This is a genomic window from Roseateles sp. GW821-FHT02E12, from assembly GCF_059421665.1.
In genome coordinates, this window is sequence record NZ_JBWKVK010000005.1 from 1 (window position 1) to 25,419 (window position 25,419).

The following is a 25,419-nucleotide window of genomic DNA, read 5'->3' on the forward strand; positions in this document are numbered from 1 at the left end:
TGAAAGTAGGTCATCGTCAGGCTATTATTAAAGCCAACCCCCACTATCGAAAGATAGTGGGGGTTTTGCTTTTGGGGAATTGAAAACAATGGTTTGTCGATGCCGACTTACTTGGGCGTGCCAAACTGCCGCGCATAAAACTCAGTAGATAGCTGAAATGGCGATTGAAATCACGGCATGCGAGGCAGTTGCGGCGCTGAAGTGAGTTGATTCCGGGCTGCCAAATTCAGCAGAACAGTGGGAATTGCTCTCCGACCGGCTCCGCCCGGGGCGGTGCAAGCTGCCATCTGTCGATGATTTCGTAGTGATAGGGGCGACCGCCGCCGCGAACCAGCAGCACCTCGGCCAGTACCCATTCAACGGGTTCGATCTGGACCATGCGCCTCAAGTGCTCGCGCGCCCAGTAGCTGATGGTGAGATGAGCCGTAGGCCGGACCGGTTGGCGGCCGGTAGTGGCCGTAATCGCAGCCCCTAAGCTTTGCAGCAACGACGTAAATTCGGCCGGCACTCGGTCAGCTCGGAATGCCCAGTGCACGCCGTCCGGGCCGACCTGGCTTTCGATGCGATCCATCCTGAAGCGTACCGAGCGTGCAGTAAGCGTCGCCCCCGCGCTCCGCAGTTGCTCCACGATGCGCGGCTCATCCTCAAAGCGGTCGGACAGTGACTGATGCCAGTTCGACGACGCGAACAAGTCGTCGCCGAGCCGTGCCGTCAGCCCCAATCGCTCAAGTTCGGCGGCCAGGCTTTGGCATGCGTCCGCCGATGGCACGCCCATGAAGAGGCAACGAGACGCTGCGGGAAGCATGGTGAAGGATGCTGTCTTTCTGCCGGACCCTTTAGCCTAGCGCGGCAGCAGCAGTGCGTCCCTCACGAAGCGCACCAGCGCTCGGGCGGTCTCTGAGCCCGCGGGCAACGGGAGGGTCAGCGCCTGCACGGTGTCCAGCCCGACCAGCAGCCGCCAACCTGGCAGCACATTCCGCAGCAAGGGCGTTGGGTTCAAGTCGGGCATCTCGCCGATGTTGCGCAAGGCCGGGATAGGTTCGACGCAGAAGTCCGGCGCGACGACGATGCCAGCGCCGTGGCGGGCCAGCGCGATCAGCCCGTCCAGGTCGCTGCCCCAGGCCGAGGCCTGTAGTGAAACGTCCTCTCGCCGGCCATCGTTGTGCTGCCACTGGCTCGCGAACGGCTCTTCGCTCTGGCCCAGCAGCAGCGCGGGCGCGGTCGCCAGATCTTGCGGACTCTGCGCGATGGGCTGTCGATCATTGCCGTAGGCGCGGACTTCAAACCGCATCACGGCCTGGGCCACCCATGCCTCGGGCGGCTTGCTGGTCACGCGGAAGGCGATGTCGAGGCCCTCGCGAAGCAGGTCGACGCGGCGGTCGGTGAAGAAGAGCTCGTACCGCACCGCGGGATGCAACGCCTGGAAGCGCGCCAGCAGCGGCGCCAGCACATGGCGGCCGAAACCAGCGGTGGCGCTGATGCGGATGGTGCCGTCGAGCTGGTCGCGGGTGTGGCGCAGGGCCAGACGAGCGCCCTCAGCGGCTTCGCGGACGGCGCGGGCGCGGGTATGCAGGCGGCGGCCGGCTTCGGTGAGACCCAGGCTGCGGGTGCTGCGGGCAAACAGTGCCAGCCCAACGGCACTCTCGATGGCGGCGATGCGGCGGCTGATGGCGGCGCGGGTCAGGCCCAGCTCGCGGGCGGCCTGGGCAAAGCTGCCGGCCTGGGCGATGCGGGCGAAGAGCTCCAGTGCGTTGGCGTCCAGGGCCTCTTCGGCAACGGTCTGGCGGCGCCGGCCAACGCCGGGTAGCGGGGGTTCTTTTGTCGACATTTGATTGACGATATGAGGCTTGGTAGCGATCTACCGCCTCAAATATTGCCAATCTAGACTGCTTTCACTGGCGCCACAAGGGCGCTGATGTGAGGTTTCCTAATGTCCAGCCTGCCTTTGACACCATCTGACGCCCTGCCGCGGCCTATCCCGACGATGACTGCCCTCGATGACGACGACTCGGAAAGCGGTGATCTACAGGTTCGCCACATACCGACACCGCTGCGCTGCAGCGACGGCCGGTTGCTGGCGGCGCAGTGGTTTGAGCCGCCGCCGGCCGTCGGCGTGAAGGCGATCGCCGTGATCGGCGCCGCGACGGCGGTGCCGGCCAGCTACTACCGGCACTTCGCCGAGTGGATGGCCCTGCGCGGCTACGCGGTGCTGAGCTTCGACTACCGCGGCATCGCCGCATCGCGCGAAGCGCTGCGCCAGGGCGAGGATGTGCGCCTGCGCGACTGGGCCCGCGTCGACATGGCCGCCGCGCTGCATGCCGCCGACAAGCGTCGCGGCGAGGAGTCGGATCGCCAAGGGCGTGAGCTGGGCCTGCTGTGGGTGGGGCATTCGCTGGGCGGCAACTCCGTCGGCCTGGTGCCGGGCTTTGTCGACAAGGTGGATGCCGTGCTGGGCGTTGCGGCCCAGGTGGCCTACCTGGGCCACTGGTCGGGCTTCGCGCGTGTGCAGGCCTGGGTGTTCTTCCACTGGATGCTGCCGCTGCTGGTGCGCCTGCTGGGGCACGCGCCCGGGCGCATGCTCGGGCCGCGTGCGCAGGACCTGCCGGCCGGCGCTGCGCTGGAGTGGGCGGCGTGGGGCCGCACGCCGGGCTTCCTGTTCGGTGACAAGAGCCTGGCGCGCGAGCGCACCTACGACCGCTTCGGCGGCGCCGTGCACCTGTGGAGCATCACGGACGACCACCTCTTCGGCCCCGCGGCGGCGGTAGACGCACTGGCGGGGCAGTTCAGTGCCGCACGGGTGCAGCGCCACGTCGTTGCGCCGGCCGAGCTGGGCGTGAAGAAGATCGAGCACTTCGGCCCGTTTCGCCGCGACCTCGGCGCCAAGCTCTGGCCCCGGCTGCTGGCGCCCATCGAGGCCGCAACGCCCCGGCTGGCGGCGCGCCTGCCCTCCGCATAGGCGTCTCGCGCCACACATTCACGGTCGCGTCATGACCGGCGGGCAGCATGACTGCCATGCCGACGCCGCAAGACTCCGCTGCCGCCGACACGCCCACGCTGTCGGTGCGCACCGTCTGGATCTCGGACCTGCACCTGGGTACGCCCGGTTGCCAGGCCAAGGCCCTGCTCGACTTCCTGCGTGACGTCGAGTGCGAGACGCTCTACCTCGTGGGCGACATCATCGACGGCTGGCAGCTGCGCCGCAGTTGGTACTGGCCGCAGGCGCACAACGACGTCGTGCAGAAGCTGTTGCGCAAGGCGCGCAAGGGCACGCGGGTCATCTTCATCCCCGGCAACCACGACGAGTTCGCCCGCAAGTACCTCACGCACAACTTCGGCGGCGTCGACGTGATGGAAGAGGCCATGCACGTAACGGCCGACGGCAAGCGGCTGTGGGTCACTCATGGCGACCTCTACGACGGCGTCATCCAGTGCGCGCGCTGGCTGGCCATCATGGGCGACCTGGCCTATGAGTTCACGCTCAAGGTGAATCGCTGGTTCAACCGCATCCGCGCCAAGTGCGGGCTGCCGTACTGGAGCCTGTCGCGCTACCTGAAGCACAAGGTCAAGCGCGCGGTCAGCTATATCAACGAGTTCGAGAACGCCGTCGCCCGCGAGGCCAAGAAGCGCGGCGCGCATGGCGTCGTCTGCGGCCACATCCACCATGCCGAGATCCGCGAGATCGACGGCATCCTGTACTGCAACGACGGCGACTGGGTCGAGAGCCTGACGGCGCTGGTCGAGCACTTCGACGGCCGGCTCGAGATCATCGACCGCGGCGACGAAGCCGCGCTGCCGGGCATGCTGCCCGCCCCTCAAGCCCGACCGGAGCCTGCCAGGCTGCCGGTGCCGGTAGCCGCGAAGGCCGCGGCACCGGACACCGTCAGCTGAGCTGCTTCACCAGCTTCAGCAAGGCCTGGCCGGCGCGGATCTGTGCGCCCGCGGCAATGCCCTCGGCCAGTTCGAAGCCCTGGGGCACGAAGACGATGATGGTCGAGCCGTGCTCGAACCAGCCCATCTCCTGGCCCTTCACGTGCGGCGCCGAGCAAGGCATCTCATTGGCGCCCTTGCGGCCGAGGTGCAGCAGCACATCGAGGAAGTGCAGGCGGATGCTGGCGACGAGGATGGCCGCCACGGGCACCAGTGCGATCGCGTGGCCGCTTGAGAGCGTCATGCGCACCACGGCGCGCTCGTTGCGGCAGAACAGCCGCTCCACGCGTTTCAGCGCCACCGGGTTCACATTCCAGGTGTCGCCGCTGAGATAGGTCACATGCTCCACGGTGCCGTCGGCCGGCGCGTGGAAGCGGTGGTACATCGCCGACGTCAGCCGCAGCGTGACGAAGCGGCCACCCTCGAAAGCGCTGGCGTCCTGCGTCGGGCCGAACAGCTCTTCGGTCGAGTACGGAAAGCCTTTGGCCTGGTAGACCTGGCCCTGCTGCACCACGCCCGTCGCGCCGACGATGGCGTCGCTAGGGCTGGCTAAGACCTCGGGCCGCGCATCGAACGCGCGCGAGCCGGGCTTCAGCTCGCGGGTGAAGCAGTCCTTCAGCGAACGGAACCCGGTGTGCTTGGCCTCGCTCAGGTCGAGCGGCGTGAACATCCGCCACACCGAGATGGTCAGCTTCGTCAGCCACGGGCTCTGAATGCGCGAGAAGCGGCCCATCAGCTTCGTCAACGCGATGCGCGGCACGCGGTTGGTCAGCAGGAAGTTCAAGTCCTCCTGCGCCACCAACCGCTTGAACCATCCCGGGCGAGGCAGGGCGGCCTCATTCATCCCGGCGTCCAGCGCGGGAGAAGCTTCATGGTTTTTCATCAGAATTTCTGGCCGAGCATTTCGCGGAACACGCTGCGGCGGATGGCCTTGGCGGTCAGCTCGGGCGCCGTCCACCACCAGCCGTCGGCGCGCATCTCGTCGCAGGCGGCGATGAAGCGGTCCATGACTTCGGCGAACTCGGCGTCGCCGTAGTTCAGGCTGAAGATCAGCCGCCCCGTGCCCACCCAGCTCAGCGCCAGGCCGTGCTTGCGCAGGTAGAACTGCAGCATCCAGTGATAGCGGCCGGGCTGGTCGTACATCACCGTCCAGATGGTCGACAGGTTGGCCATGCGCACGGGTGCGCCGGCCGCCTGCAGGCGGGCATTGAATTGCGCACAGCGAGCGTTCCAGCGCTCGTCGAGGCCGTCATACAGCGCCTTCGTCTCCGGGCGCTCGATGCGCTTCAGGAACGACGCCATCGCCGCCACCACGTAGGGGTGGGCGTTGAAGGTGCCGCGCGCAAAGCAGATGTCGGCCGGCCGGTCCTCGCGGTAGCGCTGCATCAGCGCGCGGCTGCCGCACACCACACCCACCGGCAGGCCGCCGCCCAGCGTCTTGCCGTAGGTGACGAGGTCGGCCTTCATGCCGAAGTACTGTTGCGCGCCACCGGGTGCCAGGCGGAAGCCCACGAACACCTCGTCGAAGATCAGCACAATGCCGCGGGCGGTGCACACCTCGCGCAGCTTCTTGAGCCAGGCCGTGTAGGCCTCGCGGTCATAGCTCGCGCGGCGGCTGCCGTCGATCAGCGCGGAGTCACCCGGCGCACTCGCATTGGGGTGCAGGGCCTGCAGCGGATTGACCAGCACGCAGGCGATGTCGCGGCGGGTGGCCAGCACCTTCAGCGAGCGCTCGGCCATGTCCTGCAGCGTGAAGGTCTCGCGCGGCGGCAGCGGGTTGCCGGGGCCGGGCTGCACGTCCTCCCACCAGCCGTGATACGCGCCGGCAAAGCGCACCAGGCGCTTCTTCTTCGTGTGATAACGCGCCAGCCGCACGGCCTGCATGACGGCTTCGGTGCCGGACATGTGGAAGCTCACTTCGTCCTGCCCGGAGATGGCCTTCAGGCGCGACAGCACGTCCAGCACACAGGGGTGGTAGGCGCCGAGCACCGGACCCAGCTCGCGCGCCGTGGCGACGGCCTCGTCGATGCATTCCTTGTACGCGTCGTAGCCCAGCACGTTGACGCCGTAGGAGCCGGTCAGGTCATAGAGCCGGTTGCCGTCCAGGTCCTCGACCTGCACGCCGTCGCTGTGCTGCAGGAAGGCGCCCACCTTCAGGTGCTCGCGGAGCACCGGGCTGAACTGGAACGGCACGCGGTAGCGGCCGGTGAACTTCAGGTCGGAGATGGCGTCGCGGGCTGCTTCAGTGGCGGCGAGCGTCTTCGCAAAGCTTGTGTCGAACTCGGCGCCCAGCCGTTGCAGCGCGGCACGGCGACCCGCGGCCACGTTGGCCGGCGCGCCGTCGGCGGCGAAGAACTGCGCCTCGTCGTACGCGTAGCCCGGCACCCAGCGCGCCAGCCGCTTGGCCATGCGCGAATGCCCGGCGAGCGACCGATGCTTGGCCCGCGACAACTCCAGCCGCCGCTTGGCGGCCGGCAGCAGCGCCAGCACGCCCAGCGCCAGCGCCGACAGGGTGAGGGTTTCGTCCATCGGCTCAGTGCGCCTGGCTGTGGCCGACGTGGTCCATCGGGTCGATCAGCTGGCCGCGCAGCAGATAGAAGGGCGACTTCCAGTACAGCAGCACGTCATGGAAGGGGTCGGTGATGATCTTGAAGCCCCAGGCCAGGCCTTGCATCAGGTTCTGCGTCACCCACAGCTGCACCACGCGGAACACCAGGCCCGTCACGCCCAGGCAGAACCAGGCCATGCCGACGTCCTCGACATAACCCTGCAAGCCCACGGCGGGCTGGATCAGGCCACCCAGCGACGGCGCAAACCACAGCACCGCCGGTAGCGCGACCCACACCGCCATCAGCACGATCTTGCGGCGGATGTTGTAGCCAATCTTGATCTCTTCCTTGTACTCGTCGGTGGCCTGGTTGACGTGGTCATAGCCGCGCGGCTCGAAGAAGAAATGACCCGCCTGGCGCGTCGTCATCGACACGCACCACGCCAGCAGCGCCGACCATGCCGGGTTTACGAACAGCAGCGCATACGACACCAGGAAACTCAAAGCGCTGATCAGGTGCAGGCTCTGGTTGATGCGGCTGTGGTGGTAGTAGCGGTGGTCGTCCCAGCGCTGGGTCTTCAGGGTTTGAAAGAACTCGTTCACGTCCCGTCCTCGTCGTTTGGGTGGCAAGCGGAGCGGATGGTGGGCCGCTTGCGTGAAAACGCCGTGACGGTCCGGTTGTCATCGTTCTGTTGCATGAGCTTGTGACCATGCGCGCCATGAACACCCCACTCGACGCCGACGACATCCTGGTCAACGAGCTCCCCGCGCCGCGCCATTCGCGCCGGCTCGCCGTGGTGACGGAGACCTACCCGCCCGAAGTCAACGGCGTCGCCATGTCCATGGCCCGCGTTGTCGACGGCCTCAACCGCCGCAACCACGACGTGCAGCTCATCCGCCCGCGCCAGCCGGCCAGCATGGGTGCCCCGGCCACCGGCAGGCCCGAGGTGGACGAGGTGCTGACCAAGGGCCTGCCCGTGCCGCTGTACCCCAACCTGCGCATGGGCGTGCCGAGCAAGCGGGCGCTCGTGAAGCTGTGGTCGCTGCGCCGCCCCGATGTCGTTCACATCGCGACGGAAGGGCCACTCGGCTGGTCGGCGCTGCAGGCGGCCCAGCACCTGGCCCTGCCGGTCACGTCCGACTACCGCACCAACTTCCACGCCTACGGCAAGCACTACCGTCTGGGCCTGCTGTCCAAGCCCATCATGGGCTACCTGCGCAAGTTCCATAACCGCTGCGACGCGACCATGGTGCCCACCGAGGCCATGCGCGTGCTGCTGGCGGACCGCGGCTTCGAGCGGTTGAACGTGGTGGGGCGCGGCGTGGATGCGCAGCGCTTCGACCCGGCGCGCCGCAGCGCCGCGATGCGCGAGAGCTGGGGTGCGGGGCCGGACGATCTCGTGCTCGGCTACGTCGGCCGCCTGGCGCCGGAGAAGAACCTCGGCGTCGTTCTCGCCGCGTTCGAAGCCGTGAAGGCGGCGCAGCCACGGGCACGCCTCGTGTTCGTTGGCGACGGCCCGATGCGCGCCGAGCTGACCGCGCGCGTGCCTGACGCCGTGTTCGCCGGCCAGCGCAGCGGCGAGGACCTGGCGGCTCACTATGCGGGGCTGGACCTGTTCCTGTTTCCGAGCCTGACCGAGACCTTCGGCAACGTGACAACCGAGGCCATGGCCAGCGGCTGCGCCGTCGTCGCCTTCGAGAGCGCAGCGGCCGGTGAGTTGATCCGCACGGGCGTGAATGGCTGGCTGGCGGGCGCGGGCAAGGAGTCCGACTTCGTGGCAGCGGCGCGCGTAGTGGCACTCGATTCGGTGGCGCGGCGATCGGCGGCACAAGCCGCGCGAATGACGGCGCAGCGGCTGGACTGGAGCGACATCACGGCTCGGTTCGAGTCGGTGCTCGAGGGCGCCATTTCGCGAGTGGAGCCGGCGTTCGGCCTGCAGGGTTTGCAGCCGGCTGCCTGATGGCTGCTCTTTGACGATCAGGGCTGCTGGACCGCTGCCCGCGCTCAGGTATCGCTAGCAAGCCATGCGCAACGATGCGCATGGCTTGCTCGTCGCTGATGAGCTGTGTGGCAACCGAGCTCGAGCTCGGCGCATCCAAAGCCTATTGCTTGCCTGGCGTCGGTGTCTGACGTCTGCTGTGGGTGTCCAGCCCGATGAGCGCAGCGATTGCTGCAGCCACCAAGACACCCAGCCCGCTGAGCGTCACCCCAATCGGCACCCCCGCCGCCTCGCACCCCGCGTAGGCCGCCAGCATCACCAGCACGCTCAGGTTCTCGTTGAAGCCCTGCACGGCAATGGACCGCCCGGCGCTCAGCAGCGTTGCGCCGCGGTGCTGCAGCAGCGCGTTCAAGGGCACGACCATCGCGCCGCCCACGGCGCCGACGAGGGCCAGCATCACCGCGGCCGTGGCCACCTCGCTGACCTGAGCCACGACCGGCATCAGCAGTCCCAGCACCACTCCCGCCCACAGCCCATGCCGCGCCTGATGCAACGCCAGCCACCGCCCCGCTGCCGCCGCGCCACCGATGACGCCCACCGCCACCGCCGCCTGCAGGTACGCCGCCTGGCTGAGCGGTAACTTCAGCGCCTCGCCAGCCCAGCGCAGCACCGCAAATTGCAGCGTTGCGCCCACGCCCCAGAACAGCGTCGTCGCCGCGAGCGACAGCCCGCCCTCGCGGTCCCGCCACAGCTTGCGGTTGGCCGCGCGGAACTCGCGCAGCAGCGTCGCCGGGTCGTGGGCCACGCTGCGCTGGCGCTGCCCGCTGTCCTGGATGCCGACGTTCAGCAGGCTGCTCACCGCGTAGATCACCAGCAGCGCCGCCAGCGAGCCGGTCAGTTTGTCGGCCGGCAGTTGCAGCCCATCGCACAAGTCCGCCAGCCCCGAGGCCAGCCACCACGGGCTCACCAGCAGCCCGCCCAGCACGGCGCCCAGCAGGGCCGCAGACACGACGCTGATCTCGATCCAGCCATTCGCCTTCACCAGCGCCTCGGGCGCGGCCATCTCGGTGATGAGGCCGTACTTGGCCGGCGCATACGCCGCCGCGCCCAGGCCGACGACGGCCAGCGCGGCGACGGGATGCAGGCCCAGCGCCAGCAGCGCCAAGCCGAGCATCTTCACGACGTTCATGGCCGCCATCACGCGGCCCTTGGCAAAGGCGTCGGCCAGCGGCCCAACCCAGGGTGCCAGCACGACATACGCGGCCATGAACCCGACCTTCAGCAGCGGCGCCCACCACGGCGCGAAGCCTTGGCTGACCAGCAGCGCGATGGCGACGATCAGCAGCGCGTTATCTGCCAGCGCCGACGCGAATTGCGCGGCAATGACGAGGCCGAAGCCGCGCGGCAGGGAGGAGCGAGCGCCGCCCAGCAGGGCGGCGTCGGAGAGGGAACTGGCATGCACGAGCGCCGCACTGTGGCGGCGCTGCGTGAATTGCCGATGACGCAGCTGCGCCTGTCCTCAGGGCAGCGGGTGCACGCGCTCCTCGCGGTCCCACTGCCGGGTGGCGGCGGCCTCGACAAAGGCGCTGGCATTGCGCTCCAGCGCGCAAACGCCGTCATCCGGCACGAGGTGCAGGGCTTCCACGAGCAACTTGCCGCCCTCGTCATGGCCGATGGCCTTCAGGTGCGAGTAGGCCTGGCGCACGAAGGTGGCAGCGGTGTCGTCCTGCGCGAGCTGTTGTGCGGCAGCAGCGGACAGCACCAGCGCGACAGCGTCGAAGGCCGCCGCCGGGCTGCCGGCCAGGCGCGCGTCGGCGGGCTGCAGCGTGCCGTCGTTTAACGTGGCGCCACCGATGCGGGGGCTGAGTTTCTGCACCTTCGCGCCGGCCTTGCGCAGGGCCTTGTCGACGGCGGCCAGGCGCTTGGCGTCGGAGTTGTCGCTGAAGAGGATGGCCACGCAGCGGTCCCGCAGCGACGGCAGGGTCTTGTCGATGATGCTCAGGGCGGGCGAGCGCGGCAGGTCCTGCACTGGCGCGGCCGGCTTGGCAGCGGGCGGCAGTTGCCCCATGCCCAGGCCGGCCGCCACGCGCTTTGCCAGGTCGGCTTCGATGACGCGCAGATGGCCCACCATGCGTTCGCGCACCGCTGGCGTTTCGACCTTGCTCAGCTCGAACACCAGCGCTGAGACGATGTGGGCCTGCTCCAGCGCGTTCTGGCTGCGGAAGAACATGCGGGCCTGGCTGTAGTGGTCCGCAAAGCTCTCGGGGCGCACCCGACCCTTGGGGTCGGGCTCGCCCGGCGCGGCAACGCTCGCGAAGCCGCGTGGCGCCTCGTAGGGCGCATCCGCTTGCAGGCTGCTGGGCTCGTAGGCCACCCGGCCGGTGGGCACGCGCGTTTGCATGTGGCCGTCACGCGTCTGTGTGTGGAACGGGCACTTCGGCGCGTTGATGGGCAGTTGATCGAAGTTGGGCGTGCCCAGTCGCGACAGCTGTGTGTCCAGGTAGCTGAACAGGCGCCCCTGCAGCAGCGGGTCGTTGGAGAAATCCACGCCCGGCGGCAGGTTGGCCGGGCAGAAGGCCACCTGCTCGTTCTCGGCAAAGTGGTTGGCCGGGTTGCGGTTCAACGTCATGCGGCCGATGGCGGTCAGCGGCACCAGCTCTTCGGGGATGAGCTTGGTCGGGTCCAGGTGATCGAACGGGAACCCCGCGGCGTCTTCCTCGGTGAAAAGCTGCACGGCCAGGTCCCACGCGGGGAAGCGCTTGTCGTCGATGGCCGTCCACAGGTCGCGGCGGTGCGCGTCGGGGTCAGCGCCCGCCAACTGCACGGCCTCGTCCCACAGCGTGCTCTGCAGGCCCAGCACGGGGCGCCAGTGGAACTTGCAGAAGGTGCTCTTGCCCTTCGCATCCAGCAACCGGAAGCTGTGGATGCCGAAGCCCTCGATGAAGCGCAGCGAGCGCGGCAGCGTGCGGTCGCTCATCGCCCACATCACCATGTGCATGCTCTCGGGCATCAGCGAGATGAAGTCCCAGAAGGTGTCGTGGGCGCTGGCGGCCTGCGGGAAGCCTCGGTCGGGCTCCATCTTCACGGCATGGATGAGGTCGGGGAACTTCATCGCGTCCTGGATGAAGAACACCGGGATGTTGTTGCCCACCAGGTCCCAGTTGCCCTCTGACGTGTAGAGCTTGACGGCAAACCCGCGCACGTCGCGCGGCGTGTCTACGGAGCCCGCGCCGCCCGCCACGGTCGAGAAGCGCGTGAATACCGGCGTCTTCACGCCCACCTCGGTCAGCACGCGGGCGGTCGTGTATTTGGCGAGCGACGTGTGCAGCTCGAACACGCCGTGCGCTGCCGAGCCGCGTGCATGCACGATGCGCTCGGGAATGCGCTCGTGGTCGAAGTGCGTGATCTTCTCGCGCAGGATGAAGTCTTCCAGCAGCGTCGGCCCGCGCGCACCGGCCTTCAGCGAGTTCTGGTTGTCGGGAACGGGGATGCCCTGGTTGGTCGTCAGTGGCGGGTGTGTGCCGCCGGCGGCGTGATGCAGCTCGCCACCCGTGCCGACTCGAACCTTAGGCGAAGGGGCTGAAGAGCGGGGCGACTTGGGCATGCGGGCTCCTGGCGATAGCGGGGTACGACGCACTCTAGGAAGCCAGCGGGCACGGGGCTGTAGGACTTGGCGCTTGATACACCTTGGGTCCGCGCGTTGTACTGTATTTATATACAGTATCTCTATGGAAGTTCAGGACAAGCTCGCCACCCTGGCCGACGCCGCAAAATACGACGCCTCGTGTGCCAGCAGTGGCGGCAACAAGCGCGACTCGCGCGACGGCAAAGGCATCGGCTCGACGACGGGTGGCGGCATCTGCCACGCCTACACGCCCGACGGCCGCTGCGTCTCGCTGCTGAAGATCCTGCTGACCAACTGGTGCGTGTACGACTGCCTGTACTGCATCAACCGCAAGTCCAGCGACGTGAAGCGCGCCCGCTTCAGCACTGACGAGGTCGTGCAGCTGACGCTGTCCTTCTACCGCCGCAACGTCATCGAGGGGCTGTTCCTGTCCAGCGGCATCATCCGCACGCCTGACTACACGATGGAGCAGGTCATCGAGGTGGCGCGGCGGCTGCGCGAGCAGGAGCACTTCAAGGGTTACATCCACCTCAAGACGATTCCCGACGCGTCGCCCGAGTTGGTGGAGCGTGCAGGCCGGTACGCCGATCGCCTGTCCATCAACGTCGAGCTGCCGAGCGCGGAGAGCCTCAAGGCATTGGCGCCGGAGAAAGACGCCGTGGGCATCGAACGCACGATGTCCCGCATCCACCTACGCTTGCAGGCCACGAAGGAGGCAAGGCGCGAGGCCACCGCGGTGCGCGCCTTGCCCGGCGCTGCTGCGCGCGCGGCCAAGCCGCCAGCGTTCGCGCCCGCAGGGCAGAGCACCCAGCTCATCGTCGGCGCCGACGCGTCGGACGACATCGCCGTGCTGAGGCTTTCCAGCCGGCTCTACACCGGCCAGGGGCTCAGGCGCGTCTACTACTCGGCCTACAGCCCCATCCCGCATGCCAGCAGCCAGCTGCCGCCGCAGGCTGCGCCGCTGCTGCGCGAGCACCGCCTCTACCAGGCCGACTGGCTGATGCGCTTCTACGGCTTCGGCGCGGACGAGATCGTCGCCGAGGCGGGCTTTCTGTCGCTGCACCACGACCCCAAGCTGGCCTGGGCGCTGGCCCACCCCGGCAGCTTTCCGCTCGACGTGGACCGCGCGCCGCGCGAGTCGCTGCTGCGGGTGCCGGGCCTGGGCGTGGGCTCGGTCGACAAGCTGCTGGCCACGCGCCAGCATCGCCGCCTGCGCCGGGCCGACCTGCTGGCGCTGGGCGCCACCGCCAAGCGTGCACTGCCCTTTCTCATCGCCGTGGACCACCGCCCACGCGCGGCCGATGTGCAGGCGCTTGCGCGGCCGGCGCCGCAGCCGCAACAGGCGGCGTTGTTCTGATGAAGCTGGCGCTGCGCCACCCGTCCAACTGGCCCGGCTTTGCAGCGCAACTGCCGATGCTGTTGAGCACGGGCGATGCAGGCTGGACGGACGAGGTCGGCGCCCAGCCCGCGCTCTTCGCGACGCAGGCCGAGGCAGGTTCGGGCCCGTGGGCACCGCCCGACGGCTGGGATGACCTGGGCCGCCGCGTCGCCATGCACGCCGACGACACGCGCTACGCGCGGCTGCTCGCCTTTGCGCGCCGCCTGCAGCGCGAGCCGTCGCTGTGGGCCGATGTGCTCGACCCCGAGCGCCGCCGCCTGCAGTCACTGGCCCGCCAGGTGGACCGAGAGATCCACAAGATGCATGCCTTCGTGCGCTTTCGCGAAGTGGAGGACGCCGCCGCCGCCGGAGGGCGCCGCCATGTCGCCTGGTTCGTGCCCGCGCATCACGTGCTGCGGGCCGTCGCGCCCTTCTTCGTGCGCCGCTTCGCCCAGCATCCCTGGGCCATCCTGACGCCGCTGGGTTGCCTGCACTGGGACGGTCAACGCCTCTCGGGCGCCGGCCCCGCAAGCCGCGAGGACGCACCGCCCGAGGACGCCGGCGAAGCGCTGTGGCTGACCTACTACCGCAGCATCTTCAACCCAGCGCGCCTGAAGATCGCGGCCATGAAGAAGGAGATGCCGGTGCGCTACTGGGCGCAGCTGCCGGAGGCGGCACTCATCAGCGAACTGGTGCGCGACGCGCCGCGGCGTGAAGGGCGCATGCGCGGCGTCTAGGGCCGGCCTTGCGCCTCAAACAGCAACGCCAGCTGGCTGGCGATGAGCAGGTCCTGCCGTGTCCAGGCCCGCGTGGCGCGTGCGTCGACCAACCAGAGCGCGCCAGCGAGCTCGGCGCCGTCATACAGCGGCACCTCGATGCGCGCCTGGGCCGCGCCGCGCAGGCCGCTCAGTTCGGCATGACAGGGGTGCAGGGCTGCGTCGGGCAGGGCCAGGGGCGCGCCGTGGCGGGTCAGCAGGTCGAGATAACGCGGCTGGGCCGTGCCGCTCAACCCGGCTTCGCCGCCAAGCTGCCAGCGGACGACGCTGGCCAGGCCGAGGATGCGGGCGCTGGCGGCCTTCAGCTCCGCCAGGGCTTCGGGCGGTGTCGTGGCGGCCAGGCGCTGGCGCTGGCCGCACAGATGCAGCAACAGCTCTTCCGGCGTTACCGGCGCCAGCGGCGTGCCGCCGTCCTCTGCCGGCGGTGCGGCCAGCGTGGCGCGGGCCGGCAGGCTGAGGCGCTCGATCTCGGATTGCAGGGCCAGGTGTTGCCAGAGGTGGTCCAGCGCGCCGGGCGCGTCGTTCTCGGCCTGCAGCAGCTCGGCGAGCTGCAGGTGAGCCTGGCGGGCCTGCGCGCGGGACTGGATGCGTTGAGCCAGCGCCAGGGCGTGGCGGGTGGAGCGCACGGCGGCGGCGTTGTCGCCGCGGGCCAGGGCGATCTCGGTCCAGGTGCGGCTGGCGGCAGCCTCCAGCCAGGGGTAGCCCTGGCGGGCCGCGATGTCCAGCGCCAGACGGCAGTCGGCCACCGCCCAGTCCATGCGCTGGCGGGCCAGGGCCGCGCGGGCCAGGTGCCAATGCGCCTCGGCCTCGAAGACGCGGTGCGCACCGCGCCGCGCGGCGGCCAGGCCGTGGCTGAAATGGCGCTCGGCGGCCGGCAGGTCGCCGGTCTCGAAACTGCCGACGCCAATGTTCAGCGCCAGCTTGGCCGCGAGGTAGCTGTCGTCGCCCTGGCTGCTGAGCCGGGTCAGGTGCTCGCCGGCATCGCGCATCTGGCGCAGCCCGCGGGCCCAGTCCGCGTGCGCGTAATGGATCTGGCCCAGGCCGATGCGCGCAGCCACGTCGGTCTGCAGATGGCCGTTGACTTCGGACAGGTCCAGCGCGCGCGACCATTGCTCGCTGGCGAGTTGATATTCGCCCTGCTGGTAGGCAATTCGCCCCAGCGCTTCGCAGACCCGGGCCGCCTGGATCGGGAAATGCCCGGCCGCGGCGAGGGCACCCGCCTGCTCCAGCGCGGGCAGCAGATCCAGCGCGCGGCCGCGCGGCTCCAGCAGGCCGAAGCGGGCGTAGAGGGCGTCCACACCGACAGCGATGTCGCCGCCCATGAAAGCGTTTACGCTCAGCCTGTCGAGCAAGCGGTCGGCCGCTGCCGGGTGGCGGTGGGCGACGCGGGCGATACGGCCCAGCAGGTCGGCCAGGGCCTCGCTGGCGGCGGGTTGAAGGGTGAACACGGCGGCAGGTCCGGGTAGAGGTAGATCGGGTTGGTTTCTCACTGGTATTCTTGTCGATTCTGAGAGCCAGCCACACCCTGACTGGGGCTGATCTTTAGCCTACCTGAGTGGCCGTAGACCAGTTTAAAACCAATTGACGAGCCTCGTCGTTGGTATTAGAGTGGTATCGACTGATTCCCGTCGACCATGCCACTCGTTCTCGATCCCTCCCTTCTGACTTCCCGCCACTCCGGCCGCCCCGCGCATCACTGGGTCGGCATCGATGGTGGCGGTACCAGCACCCGGGCGATCGTGGCGGATGCCGAGGGCCGCATCCTTGGCCGCGGTGAGGCCGGCGCGTCGGCGCTGGGCCAGGGCGCCGAGCAGGCCTGGCGGCATATCGGCGAGGCCGTTGCTGCCGCCGTGCCGGGCCTGGCCCTGCAGGACTGCGCGCTGGGCCTGGGCCTGTCCGGCACCGGCGTGCCGGCGCAATTGCAGGCCTTTGTCGCGGGCGACCCAGGCGTGGCTCGCTTCACCCTCGTCACCGACGGCCTCGTGGCCCTGCTCGGCGCCCACGGCGGCAAGCCGGGTGCACTGCTGATCTCCGGTACCGGTTCCGTCGCCGAGGCGCTGATGCCGGATGGCAGCCGGCGCATGGTGGGCGGCTGGGGCTGGCAGATCGGCGACGAAGGCAGCGGCGCCTGGCTGGGCCAGCAAGCCATGAAGCTGGCGCAGGCCGCCTACGACAGCCGCGCGGCGGCCGGCCCGCTGGTGCAGTCCGTCTGGCGCCAGGCGGGCACCACGCGTGAGGAACTGCTGGGCTTTTGCGCCCAGGCGGGGCAGGGCGGCTATGCCAGCCTGGCGCCCCTCGTCTTTGAGCACGAAGCCGACGACCCGGCCGCGGTCGCGCTGCTGGAGCAAGCCGCGCGCTCGCTGGACGCGCTCGCAGCCGCCGTTCACCCCACCCTGCCGCTGGCCCTGGCCGGCAGCATCGCGCAGCGCCTGGGCGCGCGCCTCAGCCCGGCCTTGCAGTCCCGCCGTGTCGAACCCCAGGGCGACGCCGCCAGTGGCGCGCTCTGGCTGATTCAACAACAGGAAACGATTTCCGCATGAGCGCTGTTTTTGATTTCAAGCCTGATCCCAACGCGGCTTCGCCGCTCTACATGCAACTGGCGCAGAGCCTCGCGCAGGCCATCCGTGATGGCATCTTCCACGCCGACGAGGCCCTGCCCTCCGAGCGCGTGCTGGCCGAGCAGCTGGAGCTGTCGCGCGTCACGGCGCGCAAGGCCATCGACCGCCTCGTCGAGCAGGGGCTCATCATCCGCAAGCGCGGCTCGGGCAACTACATCGCGCCCAAGCTGGAGCAGCCGCTGACGCGCCTGACCAGCTTCTCCGAGGAACTGCACCAGCGCGGCTTCGTGCCCAGCTCGCGCTGGCTGCTGCGTGGCTTCACGCCGGCGGCACCGGATGAGCAGCTGTCGCTCGAACTGAAGAGCGGCGAGCGCGTTGCGCGCCTGGAGCGGCTGCGGCTGGCGGATCTGGTCGTCATGGCCTACGAGGTGTCGGTGCTGCCGCAGTCGGTGCTGCCCGATCCGCAGAAGGTCGAGGCTTCGCTGTACACCCACCTGGGCGACCGCGCCCCGGTACGCGCGCTGCAGCACATCCGTGCGCTCAACGCAGACGCGAAGCTGGCCGGTCTGCTGGAGGTGCCGTTAGGTGCCGCGGTGCTCTTCATCACGCGAGTCGGCTATCTCGCCTCGGGCCAGGCCGTCGAGCTGACGCATTCCTATTGCCGCAGCGACTACTACGACTTCGTTGCCGAGATGAGGCGTGACTGATGCGGCTTGAGGGCGACATCGTCACGCCGCAGGGCGTGATCTCGGGCCACCTGAGCATCGAGAACGGCCGCATCACAGCCGTCAGCGGCGCGCCCATCGACGCGGCGCGCGCCGGTGAGGGCGGCCGCCCCATCTTGCTGCCCGGCTTCATCGACACCCATGTGCACGGTGGCGGCGGGCGCGACACGATGGAAGGTGGCGATGCCATCGCCACGATTGCCAGGCGCCACGCCCGCCATGGCACGACGGCCTTTCTCGCGACGACGATGACCGCGCCCGTCGGCGAGATCGAGGCCGCGCTGAAGGCCCTCGGCCCGGTCTGCCGTGAGCGCAGCGCGCAGAGTTCGCGCGTGCTCGGCGTGCACCTCGAAGGCCCCTACATCAACCCCGATCGCCTCGGTGCCCAGCCCGCGCACGCTATTCCTGCCACGCTGGCCGAGGTGCAGCGGCTGAATGAATTCGCGCCCATCAAGGTGCTGACGATTGCGCCCGAGATGGCCGGCCACCTCGCGCTGATCGGCCCGCTGCGCGACGCCGGCATCCGCGTGCAGATCGGCCACAGCGCTGGCAGCTACGACGACGGCGTCGCCGCGCTCAACGCGGGCGCTGCCGGCTTCACCCATCTCTTCAACGCCATGACGGGCCTGCACCACCGCGAGCCCGGCATGGTGGGCGCGGCACTCGCGCACGGCCAGCACGCCGAGCTGATTCCCGACCTGCTGCACGTGCACCCAGGCGCCATCCGCGTCGCGCTGCGCTGCATCCCGGGCCTGTTCTGCGTGACCGACTCGACCGCCGCCGCCGGCATGCCCGATGGCGAATACCGCCTCGGCGAATACACGGTGCAGAAGTGCCTGGGCGGTGTGCGCCTGGCCGATGGCACCTTGGCCGGCAGCGCGCTGACGATGGACCAGGCGCTGCGCAACCTCGTGCAGGCCGTGGGCCTGACGCTGCCCGAGGCCTCGCGGCGTGTGTCGACGGCGGCGGCCGAATACCTGGGCCTGCCCGACCGCGGGCGGCTTGCCGCCGGTGCGTGGGGCGATGTGGTTGTGATGGATGCCGGGCTTCAGCTGCGGCGCGTGTTTGTGGAAGGTGAAGAGATCGATGTCGTCGCTGATGCTTGAAGAGGCGCTGAGTGCGCCGGACGCGGTGGCCCGCCAGTTGGCGGCCGACCCGCTCAGTTACACCCGCCTGGGCCAGGCGCTGCAGGAACAGCCGCCCGCCAGCGTGCTGACCATTGCGCGCGGCAGCTCCGACCACGCGGCCCACTACCTGGCCTATCTCGTCATGGCGCGCCTGGGCCGGCTGGTCACGTCGCTGCCGATGTCGCTGATCACGCTCTACCAGAGCCGCATCCACTGCCAGGGCCTGCTGTCGATGGCCTTCTCGCAGTCGGGCCAGAGCCCGGACCTGATCGCGCCGACCCAATTCTTCCGCGAAGGCGGTGCGCGCACGGTGGCCTTCGTCAACGCCAGCGGCTCGCCGCTCGCCGCCGCGGCCGAGCATGTGTTCGAGCTGCACGCCGGCCCCGAGAAGAGCGTGGCCGCAACCAAGAGCTACATCGCCCAGCTCGTGGCCGGTGCACGCGTGGTGGCGGCCTGGCAGCAGGACGACACGCTGCGCGCCGCGCTGAACGTGCTGCCCATCGCGCTGGAGCAGGCTGCCAAGCTGGACTGGACCGCCGCCCTGCCGGTGCTGCAGAACGCCGACCGCCTGTTCGTGCTCGGCCGTGGCACGGGCCTGGCCGTCGCGATGGAAGCGGCGCTCAAGCTCAAGGAAACCTGCGGCATCCAGGCCGAGGCCTTCTCGGGCGCCGAGGTCAAGCACGGCCCGATGGCGCTGGTGCGCGACGGCTACCCGCTGCTCGTCTTCGCGCCGCGTGGCCCGGCCCAGGCCGGCCTGTTGGCCATCGCCGAAGAGATGCGCTCGCGTGGTGGCCGCGTGCTGCTGGCCGCGCCGCTGGGCACCCCGGGCGCCGAGCTGCCGCTGGTCACGACGGGCAACGAGGACCTCGATCCCATCGCCCTCGTGCAGAGCTTCTATCCCATGGTCGAGGCGCTGGCGCGTGCGCGTGGCTTCAACCCCGACGTGCCGCCCAACCTCGCCAAAGTCACGAAGACGCATTGATCATGAGCACCTTTGATCCCGGCCGCCTGGTGATGGTCGACATCCCGGGCCAGAGCCTCGACGCCGAGACCGCGACCTTCCTGCGCGAGCAGAAGATCCGCTCCGTCTGCCTGTTCCGCAAGAACATCGGCACCGAGAGCGAGGTGCGCGCGCTGATGAGCGATCTCATCGAGGTGCTGGGACCCGAGGCGCTGATCGGCATCGACCAGGAAGGCGGCGCCGTCGTGCGCGTGACCTTCCTGCCGCAGCCGCCGTCGGCGATGGCGCTGGGTGCCAGCGGCGACGCCGACCGGGCCGAGACCGTGGGTGCGGCGGTGGCGCGCGGGCTGAAGTCGCTGGGCATCAACTGGAACTTCGCGCCGGTGCTGGACGTCAACAACAACCCGGCCAACCCCGTCATCGGCGAGCGCAGCTTCTCCAACGACCCGGTCGAGGTCAGCCGCCTGGCGGCCGCGTGGATGCGCGGGTCGCTGAGCCAAGGCGTGGCCTGCTGCGTGAAGCACTTCCCCGGCCACGGCGACACGCACGTCGACTCGCACCATGCGCTGCCCACCGTCGACAAGTCGCGCGCCGAGCTGAACGCGCTGGAACTCGCGCCCTTCAAGGCGCTGGCCAGCCAAGCGCCGGCCATGATGACGGCCCACATCGTCTACCCGCAGATCGACCCCGACCGGCCGGCCACGCTGTCGCCGCAGCTCATCGGCGGCATCCTGCGCCAGGACTGGGGCTACGACGGCGTCGTCATCACCGACGCGCTGATGATGAAGGCCGTGGCGGAGCGCTTCGGCTATGCCAAGAGCGCCGTCATGGCCATCGAGGCCGGTGCCGACATGGTGCTGGCGCAAGGCTCGCTGGCCGAGCAACTGGTGGCCATCAACGCGCTGCGCGACGCCTTCGCCAGCGGCCGGTTGACGCCCGCACAGGGCGAGACGGCCAACCGCCGGCTGGACACGCTGGCCGCTGCCTACCCGGCCCGTGTGGTTGACGACAGCACCGCCCGCGCCGCCGACCACACGCTGATGGCCGAGGCCTGGGCCGCGGGACTCACCGCGCTCCGCGGTGCCCAGCCGCCGGCGCTGAATGCCCCCATCCGCGTCATCGTGCAGGGCGACGTGCCGACCGACATGGTGTCGGAAGCCGGCCCCACCGGCCGCCAGGCCGTCGCGCTGTTCGACGGCTTCACGGACGCCCAGGTGCAGATGGTCGACGACATCGCCCAGCTCGACTGGACGACCGTGCCCAAGGACGGCCGCCTCAACGTGCTCGTGTCCACCCGCCGCGCCCGCTACGGTCTGGCTGCGTCCGAGTGGCGGCCCGATCTGCACCTGTCGCTGTGGAACCCCTACCAGGCCCTGGACGTGGCCGGCCCGACGCTGCTGAGCTGGGGCTTCGCGCCCGGCGCGCTGGCGGGGATCAAGGCCTGGCTGGAAGGCCAGGCTCAAGCCACCGGCCGTGCGCCACAAGGACTGCAGTGATGGAGCAAGCCAAGAACCCGATGCGGTGGGTGCCCACCCTGTACTTCGTGCAGGGCATGCAGTTCTTCGTCGTCATGCTCATTGCGGGCCTGATGTTCAAGAACCTGGGCGTCGAGAACGACCAGATCGCCCGCTGGACGGCGGTGCTGGGCCTGGCCTGGGCCATCAAGCCGCTGTGGAGCCCCTTCCTGGAACTGGCGCGCAGCAAGAAGCTCATCGTCGTGGCGGCGCAGTACGTGGGCGCGGTGGGCCTGGGGCTGATGGCCCTGGCCCTGCACCTGCCGCATTGGTTCGGCGCGGCCATCGTCGTGCTCTTCCTGATCGCTTACGCGTCCGCCACGCATGACATCGCCTGCGACGGCCTCTACATGGCGTCGCTCGACGAAAAGCGCCAGGCCGCCTATGCGGGCTGGCAAGGCGCCTTCTTCAACGGCGCGCGCTTCTTCATCACCGGCGTGATCCTGAAGCTGGCGGGCCATCTGGAAGGCACGATGGGCGCGGTCAGCGCCTGGTCCACCGTCTTCCTGGTGCTGGCTGGCCTGGTGGCCGTGCTGGCCACCTACAACGCGCGTTTCCTGCCCGGCACGCTCTCCACCGAGCACAGCGAGCTGACGGCCTCGGGCGTGGCCGCGATGTTGAAGGAGGTCGTCGTCGACTTCTTCCAGAAGCCCGGCATCTGGCGCGCCGTGCTCTTCATCGTCATGTTCCGCTTCGCCGAAGGCCAGGTGCAGACCATCGGCCCGCTCTTCCTGCTGGAAGCGCGCGACAAGGGCGGCCTGGGCCTGACGACCGGGCAGGTGGCCGACGTCTACGGCTGGGTGGGCACGGGCGCCTTTCTCGTTGGTTCGGTGCTCGGCGGCTGGGTGACCAGCAAGCTCAGCCTCAAGCGCGCGATGCCGCTGCTGCTGGTGGCCATGAGCGTGCCCAACGTGACCTTCTACTACCTGGCTGCGCAGTTGCCTGCCGACATGCCGCACATCGCCGCTGCCGTGGGCGTGGAGATGTTCGGCTACGGCTTCGGCTTCGTCGGCATGATCCTGTACATCATGCAGGCCGTGGCGCCGGGCCGTTTCCAGACGGCCCACTACGCGCTGGGCTCGGGCGTCATGCAGCTGGGCTTCATCTTCGCCAAGTCCATCAGCGGCGACATCCAGATCGCCATGGGCTACCAGCAGTTCTTCGCCTGGACGATTGGCTGCGGCCTGCCGGCCCTGCTGCTGCTGTTGTGGGTGCCGATGCCGCGCAAGAGCGCGCCCGTTGAAGGCGTGCCAGCATGAAAGTGGCTGCCGTCGCTTTGCTCTTTGCCGCGGCTCCCGCTTTCGCGGCGGGCGAGTTCTTCGATGACTTTTCGCAGCCCAGCCTCGAGGCGCTGCGCCAGAGCGGTTGGGTGCTGCGCGAAGGCATCGGCCACCCCGGCCTGCCCGGTTCGCGCTTCGCCCCGAGCCAGCTCGCGCTGGACGGCGGCCTGCTGAAGCTGAAGATGTCCACCGACGGCACGCCCGCCAACACCACATTGGCCCAGCTCTGCGCGGCCCGCAAGTTCCTCGTCGGCACGACGACGGCACGCGTGCGCTTTCGCGACACGGCGGGCTCGCGTGACCCGGTCATCCAGAGCTTCTTCCTGGCCGGCCCGCTGAAGCACGACTACGACCCCGACTTCAGCGAGGTCGACTTCGAATACCTGCCGCACGGCGGCTGGGGCGAACCCGAGACGCGCCTCTACGGCGTGAGCTGGCACACGGTGCGCATCGATCCCTGGGAGTCCTTCAACCAGGCGTCCATCGTGCAAGGCTCCTTCGACGGCTGGCAGCTGCTGACCGTGCAGGTTGAGGCCACGCGCACCCGCCACTACGTCAACGGCAAATTGATGGGCGAGCACACCGGCCGCAATGTGCCGAGCAAGCCCATGGCGATCAGCTTCAACCACTGGCTGGCCGGCGGCGCCGTGGCCGGTGCGCCGCGCGACTACGAGTTTGAAGTCGACTGGGTGCTGCATGAGGCCGGCAAGACGCTGGGCCCCACCGCCATGCAGGCCCGCGCTGCGCAATTGCGCAAGCAGGGCGTGGCCCGCCGCGACACCGTGCCGGACGCCGGCCTGACCAGCGAATGCAATCTATGAAGAAAACCCTGATCGCCGCCCTCGCGCTGGCAGCCGCCATCGCCCAGGCTCAACCGAAGCCCGTCGTCGGCACCTACATCCTGGCCGAGCGCGGCGTCGATGTCGTCGAGCAACTGCCCCCCGGCCGCGTCACGCACCTGCTCTACGCCTTCCTGCTGATCTGCGGCGAAGGCCAGCGCACTTCGGAGGCCGCCGCCTGCGCCGGCAAGCCCAACTTCAGCATCGCGCCGCATGCCGACCAGGACACCTTCTCCGCCGCCTTCCAGCGCCTGAAGACGCGCGACCCGCAGGTGCAGGTGCTGGCTTCGGTGGGCGGCTGGGGTGGCTCCGATCCCTTCTTCCATCTGGCCGCCAAGCCTGAGGGCCGTGCGGCCTTCGTGAAGCATTCCATCGCCTGGCTGCGGGCCCACCCCGGCTTCGACGGCCTGGACATCGACTGGGAACACCCCGGCTCCAACGGGTCGGTCAACGGCGTGCCGCTGGGCAGCCCGGCCGACGCCGAGAACTACGTGCTGCTGATGCAGGACCTGCGCGTGGGCCTGGACGCCCTGGGTCGCGAGGCGGGCAAGCGCTACGCGCTGACCACCGCGATCGCCACCACCAAGGAGCAGCTTGCCCGCATGGCCATGGGCCGCGCGGCACCGTCGCTGGACCTGGTCTTCATGATGACCTACGACTTCGCCGGCCCCTGGACGAAGAAGGCCGCCAACCACACCGCGCTGCGCAGCGCCAAGCCCAGCGACGACACCAGCCTGGAGGCGTCGGTGGCCAACCTGAAGCGCGAGGGCGTGCCGGCGGCCAAGCTCGTTGCCGGCGTGGCGATGTACGGCCGCGGCTTTGATGGTGTGAAGGCCGATGGCAGCTATGCCAAGCCCTGGCCCAACGAGGACGGCTCGGTGCCTTTCAAGGACATCGATTCGCTGACAGGCATGAAGGCGCATTTCGACAAGCGCACCCAGTCCTGGGCGATGGTTGGCGGCGGCCGCTTCGTTGGTTACGACGACCCGCGCGCCGTGCGCGCCAAGGTCGCGTTCGCCAAGCGTGCGGGCCTGGCCGGGGTCTTTGCCTGGGAGCTGAGCCAGGACAACGGCGAAATCCTGAACGCCATGAACACGATGAAGCCGTGATCAAGAGCAGGCGCATCGCGTCGGTTGACGCGCTGCGCGGCCTGGCCGTGGCCGCCATGCTGCTCGTCAACAACCCGGGCGACTGGGGCGCGGTCTACTGGCCGCTGGAGCATGCGGCCTGGCATGGCTGCACGCCGACCGACCTGATCTTTCCGTTCTTCCTGTTCATCGTCGGCGTCTCCGCCGCACTCGCCCTCGGGCCGCGGGTGGACGCCGGTGCCGCGCCAGGGCCGCTGCGCGCCGCCGTGGTCCAGCGCGGCCTGCGCATCGTCGGCCTGGGCCTGGTGTTGCACCTGCTGGCCTGGTGGTTGATGCACAAGCCCGAGTTCCGCCTGCTGGGTGTGCTGCAGCGCATCGGCCTTTGCTTTGCGTTCGCGGGCGTGGCGGCCATCCATCTGCGGGCCCGCGGGCAATGGGCCTTGCTGCTGGTGCTGCTGATCGGCTCTGGCGGGCTGCTGCTGTTCGCCAGCCCCACGCTGGACAAGCTCGGCAGCCTGAACCAGCGCGTCGACACCGTCGTGCTCGGCCGCTGGGCCTATGAATGGGATGCGGCAACCGGCGTCGCCTTCGACCCCGAAGGCTTGCTCTCCACGCTGGGTGCGCTGGGCACCACGGTCTTCGGCCTGATCTGCGGCGGCCTGTTGCGGCGCGAGCAGACGCGGCCCCTGCTGTTGACGGGTATTGCCGCGGCGCTGGTGGGCTGGTGGTGGACGAGCTGGCTGCCCTGGAACAAGCAGCTGTGGACGCCGTCCTTCGTGCTGTGGACCGGCGGCCTGGCGGCGGTGGCGCTGGCCGCAGCGCATCAGTGGATCGACCACCTCGGCCACCACGCTTTGGGCCGCGCCTTTGGCCTGAACGCCATCGGCGCCTATGCCGGGGCCTGGATGTGCACGGTGCTGCTCGTGGCCACCGGCTGGATGGGGCCGCTGTATCGCAGCGTGTTCGGTCCACTGGGCGCGCTGGTCGGGCCGCATGGGCAGTCGCTGGCCTTTGCCGGCGCCTTCGTGGCCGTGTGGGCAGTCATCGTCTGGGCGCTGGACAAGCGTGGTTGGTACTGGAAGGTCTGACTTGCCTGACCGGTTTGCCCTCCGCATGCCGCCGACAATGGCGCA

At 69.3% G+C, this 25,419-nt stretch carries 22 protein-coding genes; 14 read left to right on the top strand and 8 right to left on the bottom strand.

The window, feature by feature from the left end:
- Window positions 1–226 precede the first annotated feature (226 nt).
- Together AC07V5_RS27405 and AC07V5_RS27410 are read right to left on the bottom strand one after the other, a co-directional pair.
- Entirely contained in the window at window positions 227–805 is a 579-nt protein-coding gene (locus AC07V5_RS27405; protein ID WP_495118802.1) for a hypothetical protein, read from the bottom strand.
- A gap of 36 nt (window positions 806–841) precedes the next feature.
- Window positions 842–1,828, bottom strand: a complete 987-nt coding sequence (locus AC07V5_RS27410; RefSeq protein ID WP_495118803.1) for a LysR family transcriptional regulator — start codon at window positions 1,826–1,828, stop codon at window positions 842–844.
- 156 nt (window positions 1,829–1,984) lie between these two features.
- Between AC07V5_RS27410 and AC07V5_RS27415 the strand changes: the two genes are divergently transcribed.
- Both AC07V5_RS27415 and AC07V5_RS27420 read left to right on the top strand, forming a co-directional pair.
- Window positions 1,985–2,956 carry an alpha/beta hydrolase family protein gene (locus AC07V5_RS27415; RefSeq protein WP_495118804.1) on the top strand — a complete coding sequence of 324 codons (972 nt, stop codon included), beginning with the start codon at window positions 1,985–1,987 and terminating at the stop codon, window positions 2,954–2,956.
- A gap of 47 nt (window positions 2,957–3,003) precedes the next feature.
- Window positions 3,004–3,888, top strand: coding sequence for a UDP-2,3-diacylglucosamine diphosphatase (locus AC07V5_RS27420; protein ID WP_495118805.1), 885 nt, complete (start codon window positions 3,004–3,006; stop codon window positions 3,886–3,888).
- On the opposite strand, the gene asd is transcribed toward AC07V5_RS27420, so the two are convergent.
- From asd to AC07V5_RS27435, 3 genes are read right to left on the bottom strand one after another with little or no spacing between them, the layout of a single operon-like run.
- A complete protein-coding gene (gene asd / locus AC07V5_RS27425) occupies window positions 3,881–4,810 on the bottom strand; it encodes an archaetidylserine decarboxylase (protein ID WP_495118806.1) in 930 nt (309 codons plus the stop codon). The genes AC07V5_RS27420 and asd overlap by 8 nt on opposite strands.
- Window positions 4,810–6,456, bottom strand: a complete 1,647-nt coding sequence (locus tag AC07V5_RS27430) for an aminotransferase class III-fold pyridoxal phosphate-dependent enzyme (RefSeq protein ID WP_495118807.1) — start codon at window positions 6,454–6,456, stop codon at window positions 4,810–4,812. The genes asd and AC07V5_RS27430 overlap by 1 nt, the downstream gene beginning before the upstream one ends.
- A gap of 4 nt (window positions 6,457–6,460) precedes the next feature.
- The gene (locus tag AC07V5_RS27435) at window positions 6,461–7,078 is read right to left on the bottom strand and encodes an Mpo1-like protein (protein ID WP_495118808.1); all 618 of its coding nucleotides are present in this window, start codon (window positions 7,076–7,078) and stop codon (window positions 6,461–6,463) included.
- A 116-nt stretch (window positions 7,079–7,194) separates the two neighbouring features.
- Here AC07V5_RS27435 and AC07V5_RS27440 point away from each other — a divergent pair, with 116 nt between their 5' ends.
- Entirely contained in the window at window positions 7,195–8,436 is a 1,242-nt protein-coding gene (locus AC07V5_RS27440) for a glycosyltransferase family 4 protein (protein WP_495118809.1), read from the top strand.
- Between the two features lie 142 nt (window positions 8,437–8,578).
- Here AC07V5_RS27440 and lplT read toward each other — a convergent pair whose 3' ends face one another.
- Both lplT and AC07V5_RS27450 read right to left on the bottom strand, forming a co-directional pair.
- Complete coding sequence (gene lplT / locus AC07V5_RS27445) at window positions 8,579–9,877, bottom strand: lysophospholipid transporter LplT (RefSeq protein ID WP_495118810.1); 1,299 nt, start codon at window positions 9,875–9,877, stop codon at window positions 8,579–8,581.
- Between the two features lie 57 nt (window positions 9,878–9,934).
- Window positions 9,935–12,019: a catalase gene (locus AC07V5_RS27450; protein ID WP_495118811.1), complete on the bottom strand. Its 2,085-nt coding sequence runs from the start codon at window positions 12,017–12,019 to the stop codon at window positions 9,935–9,937.
- 124 nt (window positions 12,020–12,143) lie between these two features.
- On the opposite strand from AC07V5_RS27450, the gene AC07V5_RS27455 reads away from it, so the two are divergent.
- Both AC07V5_RS27455 and AC07V5_RS27460 read left to right on the top strand, forming a co-directional pair.
- Complete coding sequence (locus AC07V5_RS27455; RefSeq protein ID WP_495118812.1) at window positions 12,144–13,397, top strand: putative DNA modification/repair radical SAM protein; 1,254 nt, start codon at window positions 12,144–12,146, stop codon at window positions 13,395–13,397.
- Complete coding sequence (locus AC07V5_RS27460) at window positions 13,397–14,155, top strand: TIGR03915 family putative DNA repair protein (protein WP_495118813.1); 759 nt, start codon at window positions 13,397–13,399, stop codon at window positions 14,153–14,155. Before AC07V5_RS27455 ends, AC07V5_RS27460 begins: the two co-directional genes overlap by 1 nt.
- Here AC07V5_RS27460 and AC07V5_RS27465 read toward each other — a convergent pair.
- Window positions 14,152–15,642, bottom strand: coding sequence for a hypothetical protein (locus AC07V5_RS27465; RefSeq protein ID WP_495118814.1), 1,491 nt, complete (start codon window positions 15,640–15,642; stop codon window positions 14,152–14,154). The genes AC07V5_RS27460 and AC07V5_RS27465 overlap by 4 nt on opposite strands.
- Window positions 15,643–15,828: 186 nt before the next feature.
- Between AC07V5_RS27465 and AC07V5_RS27470 the strand changes: the two genes are divergently transcribed.
- Genes AC07V5_RS27470 through AC07V5_RS27510 form a run of 9 tightly spaced genes read left to right on the top strand, consistent with a single transcriptional unit; the run spans window position 15,829 to window position 25,374 of the window.
- Window positions 15,829–16,734 carry a glucosamine kinase nucleotide-binding domain-containing protein gene (locus AC07V5_RS27470; protein ID WP_495118815.1) on the top strand — a complete coding sequence of 302 codons (906 nt, stop codon included), beginning with the start codon at window positions 15,829–15,831 and terminating at the stop codon, window positions 16,732–16,734.
- Window positions 16,731–17,459 carry a GntR family transcriptional regulator gene (locus tag AC07V5_RS27475; protein WP_495118816.1) on the top strand — a complete coding sequence of 243 codons (729 nt, stop codon included), beginning with the start codon at window positions 16,731–16,733 and terminating at the stop codon, window positions 17,457–17,459. The genes AC07V5_RS27470 and AC07V5_RS27475 overlap by 4 nt, the downstream gene beginning before the upstream one ends.
- Window positions 17,459–18,583, top strand: a complete 1,125-nt coding sequence (gene nagA, locus AC07V5_RS27480; protein WP_495118817.1) for an N-acetylglucosamine-6-phosphate deacetylase — start codon at window positions 17,459–17,461, stop codon at window positions 18,581–18,583. Before AC07V5_RS27475 ends, nagA begins: the two co-directional genes overlap by 1 nt.
- Window positions 18,564–19,586 (top strand): SIS domain-containing protein, encoded by a 1,023-nt coding sequence (locus AC07V5_RS27485; protein WP_495118818.1) that lies wholly within the window; start codon window positions 18,564–18,566, stop codon window positions 19,584–19,586. Before nagA ends, AC07V5_RS27485 begins: the two co-directional genes overlap by 20 nt.
- Before the next feature lie 2 nt (window positions 19,587–19,588).
- Window positions 19,589–21,061 (top strand): beta-N-acetylhexosaminidase, encoded by a 1,473-nt coding sequence (gene nagZ, locus AC07V5_RS27490; RefSeq protein ID WP_495118819.1) that lies wholly within the window; start codon window positions 19,589–19,591, stop codon window positions 21,059–21,061.
- The gene (locus AC07V5_RS27495) at window positions 21,061–22,338 is read left to right on the top strand and encodes an MFS transporter (RefSeq protein WP_495118820.1); all 1,278 of its coding nucleotides are present in this window, start codon (window positions 21,061–21,063) and stop codon (window positions 22,336–22,338) included. The genes nagZ and AC07V5_RS27495 overlap by 1 nt, the downstream gene beginning before the upstream one ends.
- Window positions 22,335–23,180 (top strand): glycoside hydrolase family 16 protein, encoded by an 846-nt coding sequence (locus tag AC07V5_RS27500; RefSeq protein WP_495118821.1) that lies wholly within the window; start codon window positions 22,335–22,337, stop codon window positions 23,178–23,180. The genes AC07V5_RS27495 and AC07V5_RS27500 overlap by 4 nt, the downstream gene beginning before the upstream one ends.
- Window positions 23,177–24,307, top strand: coding sequence for a glycoside hydrolase family 18 protein (locus AC07V5_RS27505; protein ID WP_495118822.1), 1,131 nt, complete (start codon window positions 23,177–23,179; stop codon window positions 24,305–24,307). Before AC07V5_RS27500 ends, AC07V5_RS27505 begins: the two co-directional genes overlap by 4 nt.
- Window positions 24,304–25,374 (top strand): acyltransferase family protein, encoded by a 1,071-nt coding sequence (locus tag AC07V5_RS27510; RefSeq protein WP_495118823.1) that lies wholly within the window; start codon window positions 24,304–24,306, stop codon window positions 25,372–25,374. The genes AC07V5_RS27505 and AC07V5_RS27510 overlap by 4 nt, the downstream gene beginning before the upstream one ends.
- Window positions 25,375–25,419: the final 45 nt, after the last annotated feature.

Excerpts from the sequence above, each read along its gene's own strand:
- asd (WP_495118806.1), bottom strand. The coding sequence starts at position 4,810 with ATGAAAAACCATGAAGCTTCTCCCGCGCTGGACGCCGGGATGAATGAG.
- AC07V5_RS27495 (WP_495118820.1), top strand. The coding sequence starts at position 21,061 with ATGGAGCAAGCCAAGAACCCGATGCGGTGGGTGCCCACCCTGTACTTC.
- AC07V5_RS27505 (WP_495118822.1), top strand. The coding sequence starts at position 23,177 with ATGAAGAAAACCCTGATCGCCGCCCTCGCGCTGGCAGCCGCCATCGCC.
- AC07V5_RS27430 (WP_495118807.1), bottom strand. The coding sequence starts at position 6,456 with ATGGACGAAACCCTCACCCTGTCGGCGCTGGCGCTGGGCGTGCTGGCG.
- nagZ (WP_495118819.1), top strand. The coding sequence starts at position 19,589 with ATGAGCACCTTTGATCCCGGCCGCCTGGTGATGGTCGACATCCCGGGC.
- AC07V5_RS27420 (WP_495118805.1), top strand. The coding sequence starts at position 3,004 with ATGACTGCCATGCCGACGCCGCAAGACTCCGCTGCCGCCGACACGCCC.
- AC07V5_RS27440 (WP_495118809.1), top strand. The coding sequence starts at position 7,195 with ATGAACACCCCACTCGACGCCGACGACATCCTGGTCAACGAGCTCCCC.
- AC07V5_RS27410 (WP_495118803.1), bottom strand. The coding sequence starts at position 1,828 with ATGTCGACAAAAGAACCCCCGCTACCCGGCGTTGGCCGGCGCCGCCAG.
- AC07V5_RS27500 (WP_495118821.1), top strand. The coding sequence starts at position 22,335 with ATGAAAGTGGCTGCCGTCGCTTTGCTCTTTGCCGCGGCTCCCGCTTTC.
- AC07V5_RS27485 (WP_495118818.1), top strand. The coding sequence starts at position 18,564 with ATGTCGTCGCTGATGCTTGAAGAGGCGCTGAGTGCGCCGGACGCGGTG.
- AC07V5_RS27450 (WP_495118811.1), bottom strand. The coding sequence starts at position 12,019 with ATGCCCAAGTCGCCCCGCTCTTCAGCCCCTTCGCCTAAGGTTCGAGTC.
- AC07V5_RS27455 (WP_495118812.1), top strand. The coding sequence starts at position 12,144 with ATGGAAGTTCAGGACAAGCTCGCCACCCTGGCCGACGCCGCAAAATAC.
- AC07V5_RS27470 (WP_495118815.1), top strand. The coding sequence starts at position 15,829 with ATGCCACTCGTTCTCGATCCCTCCCTTCTGACTTCCCGCCACTCCGGC.
- AC07V5_RS27460 (WP_495118813.1), top strand. The coding sequence starts at position 13,397 with ATGAAGCTGGCGCTGCGCCACCCGTCCAACTGGCCCGGCTTTGCAGCG.
- AC07V5_RS27405 (WP_495118802.1), bottom strand. The coding sequence starts at position 805 with ATGCTTCCCGCAGCGTCTCGTTGCCTCTTCATGGGCGTGCCATCGGCG.
- AC07V5_RS27415 (WP_495118804.1), top strand. The coding sequence starts at position 1,985 with ATGACTGCCCTCGATGACGACGACTCGGAAAGCGGTGATCTACAGGTT.
- AC07V5_RS27475 (WP_495118816.1), top strand. The coding sequence starts at position 16,731 with ATGAGCGCTGTTTTTGATTTCAAGCCTGATCCCAACGCGGCTTCGCCG.
- nagA (WP_495118817.1), top strand. The coding sequence starts at position 17,459 with ATGCGGCTTGAGGGCGACATCGTCACGCCGCAGGGCGTGATCTCGGGC.